Origin of the sequence: Bacillus sp. ISO11, assembly GCF_003458115.1 — a bacterium.
GTDB classification, from domain to species: domain Bacteria; phylum Bacillota; class Bacilli; order Bacillales; family Bacillaceae_G; genus Bacillus_A; species Bacillus_A cereus.
This window is the reverse complement of sequence record NZ_QXCO01000045.1, coordinates 18,909-31,679: the sequence shown is the minus strand read 5'-3', so window position 1 is coordinate 31,679 and position 12,771 is coordinate 18,909. Positions and strand designations below refer to the sequence as shown.

Genomic DNA, 12,771 nt, shown 5'->3' with positions numbered 1-12,771 from the left:
CAATTCAATAGCTTTCATTTTAAAATCAATTGAAAAAGTTCTTCTAATTTTCCCCATAAAAAATCCCCTCCATAATAAACAGTAAAGTAACTTTCTTTCAACTGTCTACTATAAGGGGATCATATCATATGGCTGAAGTCATCTTTTTTGTATAAGTAGAATCCATTTTGGACTCAGTTATGTTGATTGATAAGCGTTGCTCGTATCCTCAGTAACTGTGGTGAATTGTATGTTAAATTCGAACATTTGGTTTATTGGGATATTTTTCCGAGGTATAATTTTCTTGTAAGTAAAAGGTAGAGGGGAGTAAGTAATGGGAGAATTTCAAAGTAATTTGCATACGGCAACGCAACTTGCAACGAAAATGAGAAATGCTTCAGATAGAATGCAAAGTGCTACTAGTCGCTCTATAAATAAGGCAACGCGTACGACACTATCTGTGAACTTCCAAGCACAAGAGGCAAATCAACAAAATTTACAGATCACGAAACAATTTTGTACTGCTTTTCAACAAACAATTGATAATATCCATTCCGTAGCAAATGAATTTGAGAAAATGGATACAGGACTTCAAAAGACTTTTCAATAATGTAACAACCTACGTAAAGGGGAAAAGGTAGGGAGAAAAGATGAGTCAAGAAATTGAAACGAGAATCAGTCAATGTAATCAAAAATTACGAATTATATTTGAAGAACAAAATGAAAACCGAATTGCGCTGCAAAATCAAGAACGAGCTGAGGTTAGTTTTCATGAATGGAAAAATAGAAGTAATCGTTTATTTAACCGAATACTAGAAACTTGGCACGGCGACAAAGAAGTGTTTCACCTTTTTACGAATATGCGGCAAGAAATCGGACAGTATGAAAGAAAACTTACATTCGAATTAGAAAATGAAAAAGAGACGTTGCTTAAAGAAAAACGGCATCTCAGTGAGAAAGAAAACGACCTTTCCTATGAACAGCAGCAACTACAAAGGGAGGCCAATACATGAGTTTAAACATGTATTTGGGAGAAGTACAAAGTCAAACTCAAAGTATGAACGCTATATGTAATGCTACGATTCAAAGTATGGAACAAGCCATTCAATCTATTGATGCATTTGCGATAGACACAGTATTACAAGGACAAACATACAGTAGTGCAAAAGCCTACCTTGTCCAAACATTTCGGCCATTAGCGCAAGGAATCATATGCTTATGTGAAGAATTAATTCGCCAAAATGAAGCATTTCCAAATGAGTTCCAAGCGAAAGTTGCTTCGACAGATGTGATTGAACAAGAAATAAGAGAACAAATAAGGGGAATTAATCAATCGATTACAAGTATAGAAGCAATAGAAGTACTTACACCAATGCCCGGAGTAGGTGCAATTGTAACGGTATTAGGTGCAATGAGAAAAAATGGAAGAAAAACTAGAGCATTTATATGAATTCAATCATTCATCCAGCAACAACTACAGCACCGCTCTCCAATTAGCAGCTAGCATCACAGCCGGACTCGCTGAAGTGCAAAGTGGGAAAGGATTTAGTCCTGTGAGTGGTACGTTTAGTACACAAGGGTTGAATATGGATTGGGTGAGTTCGATTCAGGGGATTATAGAAGAAACAGCTCGAAAAAATGATCAGTCAATTAAAGATATAGAAACAAATAACATAATTGAGAAGAAATCTCCGGTTAGAAATGCTTGTGCCGATGCGACAGACAGTATAGTTGGCACGTTTGAAACAGCGAAAAAGATGTGGGAAGCTATTCAAAGAGGATCGGGGAAAGCTATTGGTGATGAAATCGAGTCCGCAATAGCTTTAAGTAATATGGACATAGGAACTTTTATTAATGTAACCTATGCACTTTTCCATTTGGATGAAACTGCAAAAAATATGTGGCATGCATTTTCAAATAAAATAAAACGAGATATGATAGAGGGAGATGCAGAGAGTCGTACAGAATTGACTACCTATGGATTAACACAAATAGCTACCACAATATTAGGCGATAGGGCACTAAATAAAGTAGGCCATATCACAAAAGGAGCAAAAGCATCAAGTGGAGTAAGTACATTTGCTAATGCAGTAAAATTAGCAAAAGAATTGAAGCCTACGCTTGAAATGTTACAATCATTTAAGAGAAATGCTTCCTATGCATTCTCTAGTGTTGGTGGAACTATTGTAACCAAAATACCTCAAGGCGAATTATTAGAAGCTTTTTATAAGTTTGCGAAATCTAAAGATGGTGGTAAGGGTACGGGTGGTGTTGGTAAGGGCGTCAGTGGGGCTGGAAGTAAGATTGATGGAGAACTAATTAGAAAATATGTACGAGATATTGAAACACAGACAAATAGAAAAATACCAAAAAACCAAATGGAAGAATTAAAAAGTGCATTAAGAAATACAGAATATAAAAAGATGACGTCTTCAGAAACAAAGAGATATAGACGAGAGTTTAATAAAATTAAGAATTCATTAATTGATGAATGGGAAAAACAAACTGGTCAAAAATGGCCAACTTATACAGAAGATGTGATTTCAGAGAAAACAGGAAAAATCTTAAGAAAAAAAGGAGAACCTTATGATGCTCATCATATAATTGAAAACTCTTATCGTGGGGAACATGAGTGGTGGAATATCCATCCTGCTAAATTTCCTAATGAGCATCAAGCTGGTATTCATGGTTCGGGTTCACCAGGAAATAAACTTTTTAATGGAGGTAAATAATATGAAGTATGATTATCTAGTATCAAATAAACATAATAGCTTTTATTCAGTAGCATTAGAAGAGATAGAAGAAGTGGAAGAGGTATTAGGTTTGAAATTTCCAAAAGAACTAAAAGATTTCTTCTTAAATGTTGGGTATGGCTTTATCAAAGGTTCTAAGTACAATATTAATCGTATTATGGATCCTTATTCTATTAGAGATTTTCGATTAAAGCAAAATGATTATGAATTTTTTCCAGACATTGAAGTTTATGATGATCTTGAAGAAGAAATAATCTTTTTTGAAGGTAATGAAACAGTTTTAATTTCAATTAAATTAACAACAGAAGAAAATAATGGGATTTATTATGATGAATTTAAAATTGCCGATTCACTAGAAGATTTTCTTGCAAAAATATCAGAAAATGATTTATATTATATGGATTTAATTGATTGAAATAAGAAGAAATATTTTATCAAATAATCATAGTTCGAGAATGTAGTCTTATTGAAAAGAGGGTAGAAGCTCGTTCGATTAGGAAACGGCTTTTGTAATCGGATGAATGATAAAAACTATAGTATGTATTAAGATGAAAACTCCAGTGATTTTATGAATCATGACTGGAGTTTTTTATTCGAATATCCACATTTCGGGATTTTGTATAACCTTCCATAATATCTAATTGATTTTTAGCAACTTCATCAACATGTTGTTTTTTATTATTTGTTTATATAGATATATAAGAGTCTGACTGAATCTTCAATAGGCCATATCGCAAAAGGAGCAAAAGCGTCAAATGGAGTAAGTACAATTGCTAATGTAGTAAAATTAGCAAAAGAATTGAAGCCTACGCTTGAAATGTTACAATCATTTAAGAGAGAGGCTTCCTATGCATTCTCTAGTATTGGTGGAACTAACGTAACCAAAATACCTCAAGGCGAATTAATAGAAGGTTATTATAAGTTTGCGAAGTCTAAAGATGGTGGTAAGGGTACGGGTAAAACTGGTGAAATATCTAAGGAATCTGGAAAAGTAGCCCAAACATTAGAAGCAGCTAGAGCACAACAACGTACGGTAATAGAATCAGTAGAAAGTGGCGAAGTAGCTTTAAAAACAACGAAGCGTAAAGGGAATTATGGTGAAATGAAGATGGATGACTTTTTTGAAAGTCAAACATATACTAGAATTAGTGATGATCGTGTATTAACATTAGATCAAAAAATTGTTAAGGGAATAGATGCTGTATATGAAAATTCATCTCCGCCACCTAAGTATGTGATAGCGGAGGCTAAGTATAACACATCCAAATTAGGAAAAACAAATGATGGTAAGCAAATGAGTGAAGATTGGATTCTTGGAAGTGAAAGGTTAGATAGTACTTTGTCAAAAGAAAAAGCAGATGAAATTGTGGAAGAGATGTTGCTGAATCCAGAAAATGTTCAAAGAATTGTTATTCAAGTTATGCCTGACGGAACGATTGTGAAGAAAATTCTTGAAGTATAAAAGGTGGAAAAGAAATTATGCTAAGGGATAAAATCAAAAATGATATATATTTTAACAAATTTATCAATTATGAGGAAAAGAGAATAGAAAAGTTTTTATTATTGGTTGAAAAGGTTATTGAGGAAAGAGGCAAAGATGATAAAGGTGTAAAGAATGGATATATAGCGTTACAAGGGTATCATTTTAATAAATTAAGGGCAATGTACTCTGCGGGTTGTTCTATCCAAACTATTCGTGATTTTTTACCTGAAGTAATAAATATAATGGAAAAAGTGTGGAATAAAGAAAGTGGATATATACGTATGTTATGGATAATATCTATAGCAGTAATGCTAAATGTTGAAGATAAAGAATTTAATAGACTAATAGCAATGGTAAGGAAAGAAGGATTAAATGATTATCTGATTAATTATTTTATTGCTTTTAGAAATAGTGAGCCATCAGATTTTTATGAGCAAAGTGAGTTTTATGTAAAATATCCATATTTCAAATTAAAAGAAGTAATTGAGAGTAATAAAATTTCACAAGAGAAATCTATAAAAAATTTAGAGAAATATATAAAGGAGTATTGGTATAAGGGACATTTAGAAGAAGCATGGTACGATGCACATGAAAATAAACATGACATTTATAGTGGTTACTGGAGTTTTGAAAGTGGAGCAATCGCTAAAATTTTAAAATTAGATGATTCAACCTTGAAAGATAGTTCATATTACCCTTATGATATGGTGCATTGCCAAGAAAAATAAATGTTGGAATCCACAGTGATAAATTTTAACACTGTGGATTTTTTAGTTTGTATTAAAGTAGGTATAAGGGTAATGTTGGTAATGGATCCAGTGAGCTAGATGTAAGAGCTAATTAGGAAATATGTACGAGATGTTGAAACGCAGACGAATTATGAATTATCACTGGATTTTTTTATCTAAATATCCATAATATCTAATTGAATGTTAGTAAATTCATAAACATATTGTTATCACCTTCTATTTATATCTGTATATAGAAATTAATTGAATAATTTAATTAAATCTTCAATAGGCCATATCACAAAAGGAGCAAAAGCATCAAGTGGAGTAAGTACATTTGCTAATGCAGTAAAACTAGCAAAAGAATTGAAGCCTACGCTTGAAATGTTACAATCATTTAAGAGAGAGGCTTCCTATGCATTCTCTAGTATTGGTGGAACTATCGTAACCAAAATACCTCAAGGCGAATTAATAGAAGCTTATTATAAGTTTGCGGAGTCTAAAGATGGTAAGACTTCAGAACCATACGATATAGTACCGTATAGGCCAAGCAATTCACCATTAGAAAATCATCATGGAGTTATGGATGTATGGGCTAAACATAATGTCCCTGATTATGTTAGTAGAGGGGCGAATACTCCAACTATAGCTTTAACTAAAGAGCAACACAATGCTACTAAAGCTGTTTATAGACAATGGCTCTTTGAAAAAACAGGGAAAAAGGTTGGAGGTAAAGTAGATTGGAAATCTGTTTCACCAAAAGAAATACAAGAATTGACGGAAAAAATGTTTGATGCTGCGAATGTACCACGTTTAGCTAGACAAGAGTATTATAGGGCCTTTAATCAATATAATTTTAGGGAGTAATTTAGATGGAAAATATTAATCAGTTGATTAAAAAAGTAAAATCATTACCTAATTGTCGAGTTCAGGAGCCTACAAAATTACCGATAGTTGATAAGAATAAGCATATGCTACCAGGTGATTTAAAAGAATTTTATAGTCTTTGTGGTGGTCTAACTTTATTTGAAAATGAGGAATATCCTATTCATATTGTTACCCCAGAGGAGTTTATTTTGGCTAATCCCGTAATTGTAGGAGAGTTATGTGAAGAAGATATTTCATCAAATTGGTATATTATATGCAATGATGGTAAGGGTGAATATTTAACAATAAATCTTAGTGAAGAGAGATTAGGTAGATGTTATGATAGTTTCTTTGATCGACATGGAATAGTTGGGGAGACGCAAATTATCGCAACTTCATTCACTGAATTACTTGAAAAACTTATTAATAACAATGGACAATATTGGTATTGGCTAAAGAGTGAATTTGAATCGCTTGGAGATGCTTATGATGATGAAGAGTGAAAAAGAGAGTCTTTAAGTGGAATAAGAAAGTGAAAGGGTGTTTGAAAGTCAGTACTCTATGATGGTTGAAACATCATAGAGTACTATGTACAATGATAGAAAAGAAAAAGAAGTACGAGCTTAGGCAAGATGATATTTTACTGGGGGATGAATATAAACAGATGGAATGTATATTAAACTAATGAACTCGTACAAATTCGTAAGTTTTAACGTAGTAGTTGGCACGACATAGAAAAGGTAGTTGGAATGGAGAAAATCCAATTGAAGGTCGAGAATATTATGTCGAGTTAGAAATAGGAAATACAGTAGTGTGGGGAGAAGAGTTTTAATATTAGAAATATTATTGGTGTTTATAGCGAAAGTCTATATAAGGCAAGTTGAGGAATGTAGATTGAGTGAGCAAATTCAATAGAAGTGGAGAACATTTATTTGAAAACAATAATCAAAAATATAGGTAATAAAAATATAAAAGCTAAAGTAGAAGAACCTTTAATTTTTCATGCAGAAACACTATTTAATTTATTATCTAAAGTAGAAGATAAATTAATAGATGGATTTTCAATACAAATTGGATGGTCTGTTTATAGTTTATATAAGTATGAAGAGTATTATCAAATTATTACCCGGGATTATACTAAAAATCCTTTTAAAGATAAGACGGAAGACTTAACGATTGCATTATGGGTACAACTTGAGCAATCACATTGCTTACGCCGATTAAATATGGAGGGGGAATTAATAAAATTTAATGATAAGATTGTGATAGCGAAAGACGTGTTGCAACAAGAAGAGTTTTATTTACAAAGATCTAGTGGTTGTGATGAAGATGATTCGGGTTGGTATATAGGTCCTATCAATGAAGAAGTATCAGGAGAATTAGAGACCATATACGCCTACGAATTATTAAAAATGAAACCTGCAATTATTCAAGTACTAGCTTTACCTTATAATTATTTAGTAGTTTTTGAGAAAGACGAAATTAAATCGATTTTAAATGAAAGTGATATTGATATTTGGAGTGAAATAGAAAGATAGTGAATGTATATAAGGTGTTAAATACCCAATATGAAAATTACGTGAGTTAAGCACCTCATTGTCAATATACGACAATAGGTGCTTTTTTGCGTGCAATGAAGAAAAAATAAAAGATTTATTTTCACTCTATTTCATCTTCGAATTACATGTTATAATTTGGAAAAAATATATTCTTAATTTTTAGATAATTAAAAGGTGGTAGATTACTATATGAGTACATTAAAGAAAATTACTAATAATATTTCGAAGGTTATTATAGGAAAAGACGAATCGATAGAACTAGCAGCCATTGCTCTAATAGCAGGGGGACATATTTTATTAGAAGATGTACCTGGGACAGGAAAAACAACATTAGCGAAAAGTTTGGCTAAAAGTGTGGACGCTAAATTTCAAAGAATACAATTTACAGCGGATACTTTGCCTGGAGATGTTATTGGTCTTGAATATTTTCATGTAAAGGAATCGGATTTTAAAACAAGGTTAGGACCCATTTTTGCAAATATCGTATTAGTGGATGAAATTAATCGAGCTGTACCGAGAACACAATCTTCGTTACTTGAGGTTATGGAAGAGCGTACTGTTACAATTGCGAAACAGACACATTCATTACCAGAACCTTTTTTAGTTATAGCAACGCAAAATCCACTCGAATCAGCGGGCACATTTCCGTTACCAGATGCTCAGTTAGACCGGTTTTTACTCACAATACGCCAAGGTTATCCTACGAGAGAAGCTGAAAAGGAAATGATGAATCGGTTTCAAATGAATGATCCATTAGAAACGTTACATTCTATTATTTCAAGTGAAGAAATTATTACGATGCAAAAGCGTGCAAGAGAAGTGTTAGTAGGGAATGATGTGCAAGATTATCTCCTTGAAATTATTGAAGCAACTCGTAACCATGAGTTAATTGAAATTGGTGTAAGCCCTCGGGGAACGTTGGCATTTATGAGAGCAATTCAAGCACGGGCAATATTAAATGAAAGAGATTACTGTACGCCAGATGATATTAAGACGCTCGCTGCATCCGTTTGTGCTCATCGTTTAACGTTAACGATTGAGGGAGAGATGAAAACGACGAAAGAACAAATTATGAAAGAAATTCTTCATACGATTAGTGTGCCAGTGGAGAATGTACGATGAATCAACAGCTTGTGTATACACCTTTAGCGGAGCCTTTCGTAATGGGGGTTATGTCAGTTGTAGCCGTTATTTTAAGTGTATTTTCAAGTAATCTACTGTTTTTATCTCTCGTATTTTTATATGTAATTTTAATAGGTGCTATGCATGTATATATACGTAAAGTATCTCGTGTTGAATGGGAATACAGTCAAGGGAATTCGAACGTTTTTATAGGTGAAACGAATATGTGCAAAATGAAAATTTCAAACAAGTCGATATTTCCTATTCTTAATATCGTATTTCGATTTAAATGTGAAAATAAGCTAACTTGGAATCATGATGAAATAAACAAAAATCATAGTACAGGTTCAAATTATTATATGAATTTTAATTTAAAAGGAAGGGAGTCAGTTTCATTTGATTTGCAAGCTGTAGCGTTAAAAAGAGGCATCGCGAAATGGGAAGAAGTTGAAATTGTTATTACTGATCTCTTTGGATTTATAACGAACCATATAACATATAAACAAGTTGATACGCCCTCTTATTTAGTCTTACCAGCTGTTCCGAAAATACAAGTTCCTGAATTACAAGAATGGTCACGAGGATTTCGAAAAGCGATGTCTTCACCCTTATATGATGAAACGAAAGTAATGGGAGTAAAGTCTTATGAAAATGAAGATTTTCGTTCCATCCACTGGAGTGCAACAGCGAAAACAGGGACGATAACTGCGAAAAAGTATGAGCGAACACAATGTGATAAATACGCGATTTATCTCAACTTGCAAAATAAAAGTGGTGTTTCTTTGCGAAATGATATAGAGGAACTAATTGAATTAACAGCAGGTATATGCAAACAACTTCTTATGCAAAACTGTTCGTTTGAAGTATGGATCAATAGTGTAAAAGATAACGGTTTGCTACATATAAAAAATGGGGATAATCGGAAACATTTGCAAAATGTATTAAAGGTACTTGCCTCGATATCAGACCAAGATACGCCTATATCTTCTTCTTACTTTTACACAGCAGGCTTTCGTCGAAAGGAACTGGATGCGGTTCCTTTAATTATTGGTACTTCACCAAAGAAATACAGTAGAACGAATAAATGGATTGTAATGAAAGAATAAGAAGGGGCTTATGTCATGGTGAATAAAAAGCGGCATATGAAAGTGAAGTTATGGAGTGTAAGAACTTTAATCATACTTTTCTTTGCGATTAGTGCGATAACGTTATCACAAGGTGTTGTGTATGTACAGGACATAGTAAAAGAGCGTTTTTTCAGTAAGACTAAGACAATATCGGAAAGAAATTATGACTTTACTAGTATAGGTGAAAATTTTGATGATTCCAAAATAGATGAAGATGAATATGAAGAAGTAGAAGATACAGGTATAAGAACGAAAACGGGTAAAAAATTTCAACCTTTCGAAAGAGAAAGTCTATGGAGTGACGTGCTTTCTGTTCTTTCAAATATATGGATTACTATAGCTTTTTATGTGATAATTGCAATATCAATTATATATGCCATCTACAAGTATATTAGGAAAAAATTGACGAAAACAGAAATAGTACAGGAGAAAGAATTGATTACAAAGCAAACTGCGGTAAGAAGCATAAAGAATGAAAAAGTCATTCATCAGTTAGAACAGCCGTTACCGACAGATAAGATAAGAAAAACGTTAGTTGAATGGGAAAGAACATTACCATTTCATGAACAGAGAAGGTCCTATGAAACGATGCAACAATGGTTAAAAAGAATTTGTAGAACAAGGGATATTATCTCGTTATATGAGTCTGTTCGTTATGGTGAAAAGACGTATACGGATTTAGATGTGGAAGAAATAATGAAGTGGGTAGAGGGAGATGGGAAGGTGGATACATAAATATTCACCTTTTCTTTTTTATATGGAAATTTGATTAACATGAATTATTTTCTTATATGAAACCGTATTCAAATAGGTAAATAAAATTAACTTTATTTACTTATACTTCATTACGTGTTAACCTATACTTAATTTTTATAAATCATAATTAATTTTTGATTTTTTAAGGGTGTGAAAATGTAATGAAATCGGTATTAAAAAGCATACTTATTTCCTTTGTTTTTTCAGCAGTAGGTATGTGTTGGTTACTGTACGTATTATTCAAAGGGGACGGAGACTGGTTATTGTCTTGGATAGGTGTATTAATGGCATATTTATCTTTATATACTTTAATAGATTTATATTGTAAAAATACATACGATAAAAAAATAAATAAATGGCTTATAAAAACAGCGGTGACTAGTTTTAGTTTTTCTGTATTAGGAATCACATTTTGTATCATACATGAGCTATTAACACCATGGAGTCTTAGTTTAATGGTGTGGTATTGGTTGCTAATGTTAGTATTATTTTTAACAACTATAATATCATTAATCAGTTTAGTATTTGTTAATCGTAAAAATCACAATTTCACCGTTGGATATAGAATGCTCATACTTCTAAATGTATTTCTTACATTGGGACCAGTATTATGGCCGCTATTACTTTCTATTATTGGAAATGGTATGAATGCTAGTGCGGGCTGGTAAAAAGGAATATAAATTAGTTGTGTAAAGAATAGGATGAAAAGTTGATATAGAATTTTAAATGTTTAAGAGAACATGTTTACATAAAAAATGAAAACATGTTCTCTTTTTATTTGCATGCATAACTCTTCCTCAGTTTACCGTATTTAAATTTAAACGTAAGTATTTCGTAAGGAATGGATAAGAAAAAAGAGAGATTTATCATATAGGATGAAAGTATAGCTTGAATCAATCCGATATTAATGGAGGAGAGAAAGCCTTATGAAAAAATGTAATTCAATTAAGTTAGCAAGTTTTGCAGTTTTATTAGCGGGTACTGCTCTATTTACACCTGGTTTTACTGTGACTGCAGAGTCAACTCAAAATATTTCTAGTTCGTCACAAGTACATGATCAAAAGAATCGTAATGGCTGGAAACAAGTAATGCAGGAAACAGTACAGCTTGGTGCTGTAGGAATATTAGCTAAGGCGTCTAACAACGGAAAAACTAGTAGTTTTACTGCTGGCGTGGCGGACTTAAGTACAAAGAAACCGGTGAATTCGGATTATCGCTTTCGGATTGGTAGTGTGACGAAGTCGTTTACTGCCACGACTATTCTTCAATTAGTAGGAGAAAAGCGCTTACAACTTGACGATCCAATTGAAAAGTGGCTACCGGGTCTCGTGCAAGGAAATGGGTATGATGGTAATCAAATTACGATACGACAACTTTTGAATCATACGAGTGGTATCGCTGAATACTTAAAGTCAAAAGACGCGGACATAATGAATTCGAAAAAAACGTATACAGCAGAAGAAATAGTGAAAATAGGCCTTTCGCTGCCTCCAGATTTCTCGCCGGGTAAAGACTGGTTGTATTCAAACACAGGATACGTAATACTAGGAATGCTTATTGAAAAAATAACTGGAAATAGTTATGCGGAAGAAATCGAAAAGCGCATTATTGAACCTTTGGACCTATCAAATACGTTTTTACCAGGAAATTCACCCGTCATCCCAGGAAAGAATCATGCTCGTGGATATGTGAAAATGGAAGGAACAGGCGAGTTGAAAGATATTACTTATTATAATCCGAGTTTAGCTAATGCAGCTGGAGATATGATTTCTAATGCGGATGATTTAAATAAGTTCTTTTCATCTTTACTCGGTGGTAAGTTACTGAAGGAACGCGAGCTAAAAGAAATGCTTACTACAATTCCTATAGAAGGAAAAGGGGTTGGTGACGCATACGGTCTTGGAATCTATGAGACTAAACTTCCAAACGGTGTTTCAGTTTGGGGGCATGGAGGAGGAATTCCTGGATTTACAACTTTTGCTGGGGGAGTAATTGGAGGCAAACATACATTGGCTATCAGTCTCAACTCTATAGGTGGGGTCGATATTGTTCCGCAGTTTAATAAAATGATGCAAATTGAATTTAATAAATAGATGAAAAGAAAGTGAATGGAATTTTGTTATAGTTATATTTAAAAGAGGTGCTTTTTTAAGTTCGCAACTATGGACAGTAGTTGCATTTATGATATGGCATCAAGTGTATTTCAAAGTGAAAATCAATCTTAATGCTTACGATAAAAATAAAAAGGATGTCAGTTACATGACATTCTTTTTATTTTGGATAAAAAAGGTATGTAGTTCTGAAAATTGTTATTTTTAAAATTATTAAATATAATGAAGGATATAGGGGCGCCAATAGGGGAGTTATGAATGGAAAATCTTTAGTTAGTTAATTATT

The 12,771-nt window shown here is 32.9% G+C and carries 12 protein-coding genes and 2 pseudogenes; all 14 read left to right on the top strand.

What is annotated here, in order from left to right; genetic code table 11:
• Positions 1–313 precede the first annotated feature (313 nt).
• Positions 314–589, top strand: coding sequence for a TIGR04197 family type VII secretion effector (locus tag D1166_RS28275; RefSeq protein ID WP_000503641.1), 276 nt, complete (start codon positions 314–316; stop codon positions 587–589).
• Positions 590–629: 40 nt separating this feature from the next.
• A complete protein-coding gene (locus D1166_RS28270; RefSeq protein WP_000076595.1) occupies positions 630–992 on the top strand; it encodes a DUF3958 family protein in 363 nt (120 codons plus the stop codon).
• Positions 989–2,711, top strand: a pseudogene (locus tag D1166_RS28265) (LXG domain-containing protein). Before D1166_RS28270 ends, D1166_RS28265 begins: the two are co-directional and overlap by 4 nt.
• A gap of 1 nt (position 2,712) precedes the next feature.
• On the top strand, positions 2,713–3,147 hold the full coding sequence (locus D1166_RS28260) for an SMI1/KNR4 family protein (protein ID WP_097861376.1): 435 nt from the start codon (positions 2,713–2,715) through the stop codon (positions 3,145–3,147).
• 402 nt (positions 3,148–3,549) lie between these two features.
• Positions 3,550–4,194, top strand: a complete 645-nt coding sequence (locus D1166_RS28255) for a hypothetical protein (RefSeq protein WP_000941897.1) — start codon at positions 3,550–3,552, stop codon at positions 4,192–4,194.
• 17 nt (positions 4,195–4,211) lie between these two features.
• Positions 4,212–4,943 carry a PoNe immunity protein domain-containing protein gene (locus tag D1166_RS28250; RefSeq protein ID WP_000942842.1) on the top strand — a complete coding sequence of 244 codons (732 nt, stop codon included), beginning with the start codon at positions 4,212–4,214 and terminating at the stop codon, positions 4,941–4,943.
• Positions 4,944–5,465: 522 nt separating this feature from the next.
• A pseudogene (locus D1166_RS28245) lies at positions 5,466–5,810 on the top strand (sugar-binding protein); the annotation flags it as partial.
• Positions 5,811–5,815: 5 nt separating this feature from the next.
• The gene (locus tag D1166_RS28240; protein ID WP_000427922.1) at positions 5,816–6,313 is read left to right on the top strand and encodes an SMI1/KNR4 family protein; all 498 of its coding nucleotides are present in this window, start codon (positions 5,816–5,818) and stop codon (positions 6,311–6,313) included.
• 429 nt (positions 6,314–6,742) lie between these two features.
• Positions 6,743–7,348, top strand: coding sequence for an immunity protein Imm33 domain-containing protein (locus D1166_RS28235; RefSeq protein WP_000848818.1), 606 nt, complete (start codon positions 6,743–6,745; stop codon positions 7,346–7,348).
• A 210-nt stretch (positions 7,349–7,558) separates the two neighbouring features.
• The gene (locus D1166_RS28230; RefSeq protein ID WP_000105650.1) at positions 7,559–8,491 is read left to right on the top strand and encodes an AAA family ATPase; all 933 of its coding nucleotides are present in this window, start codon (positions 7,559–7,561) and stop codon (positions 8,489–8,491) included.
• Positions 8,488–9,597, top strand: coding sequence for a DUF58 domain-containing protein (locus D1166_RS28225; protein WP_001075943.1), 1,110 nt, complete (start codon positions 8,488–8,490; stop codon positions 9,595–9,597). Before D1166_RS28230 ends, D1166_RS28225 begins: the two co-directional genes overlap by 4 nt.
• Before the next feature lie 15 nt (positions 9,598–9,612).
• The gene (locus tag D1166_RS28220) at positions 9,613–10,353 is read left to right on the top strand and encodes a hypothetical protein (RefSeq protein WP_000247507.1); all 741 of its coding nucleotides are present in this window, start codon (positions 9,613–9,615) and stop codon (positions 10,351–10,353) included.
• A 182-nt stretch (positions 10,354–10,535) separates the two neighbouring features.
• A complete protein-coding gene (locus D1166_RS28215) occupies positions 10,536–11,042 on the top strand; it encodes a DUF3902 family protein (RefSeq protein ID WP_000843835.1) in 507 nt (168 codons plus the stop codon).
• A gap of 258 nt (positions 11,043–11,300) precedes the next feature.
• A complete protein-coding gene (locus tag D1166_RS28210) occupies positions 11,301–12,467 on the top strand; it encodes a serine hydrolase domain-containing protein (RefSeq protein WP_047386394.1) in 1,167 nt (388 codons plus the stop codon).
• The last annotated feature ends 304 nt before the right edge of the window (positions 12,468–12,771 follow it).

What these genes read in the sequence shown, in the direction of transcription:
- D1166_RS28255 (WP_000941897.1), top strand. Translation starts at nt 3,550, where the DNA reads ATGTTACAATCATTTAAGAGAGAGGCTTCCTATGCATTCTCTAGTATT.
- D1166_RS28240 (WP_000427922.1), top strand. Translation starts at nt 5,816, where the DNA reads ATGGAAAATATTAATCAGTTGATTAAAAAAGTAAAATCATTACCTAAT.
- D1166_RS28230 (WP_000105650.1), top strand. Translation starts at nt 7,559, where the DNA reads ATGAGTACATTAAAGAAAATTACTAATAATATTTCGAAGGTTATTATA.
- D1166_RS28210 (WP_047386394.1), top strand. Translation starts at nt 11,301, where the DNA reads ATGAAAAAATGTAATTCAATTAAGTTAGCAAGTTTTGCAGTTTTATTA.
- D1166_RS28260 (WP_097861376.1), top strand. Translation starts at nt 2,713, where the DNA reads ATGAAGTATGATTATCTAGTATCAAATAAACATAATAGCTTTTATTCA.
- D1166_RS28215 (WP_000843835.1), top strand. Translation starts at nt 10,536, where the DNA reads ATGAAATCGGTATTAAAAAGCATACTTATTTCCTTTGTTTTTTCAGCA.
- D1166_RS28275 (WP_000503641.1), top strand. Translation starts at nt 314, where the DNA reads ATGGGAGAATTTCAAAGTAATTTGCATACGGCAACGCAACTTGCAACG.
- D1166_RS28220 (WP_000247507.1), top strand. Translation starts at nt 9,613, where the DNA reads ATGGTGAATAAAAAGCGGCATATGAAAGTGAAGTTATGGAGTGTAAGA.
- D1166_RS28225 (WP_001075943.1), top strand. Translation starts at nt 8,488, where the DNA reads ATGAATCAACAGCTTGTGTATACACCTTTAGCGGAGCCTTTCGTAATG.
- D1166_RS28250 (WP_000942842.1), top strand. Translation starts at nt 4,212, where the DNA reads ATGCTAAGGGATAAAATCAAAAATGATATATATTTTAACAAATTTATC.
- D1166_RS28270 (WP_000076595.1), top strand. Translation starts at nt 630, where the DNA reads ATGAGTCAAGAAATTGAAACGAGAATCAGTCAATGTAATCAAAAATTA.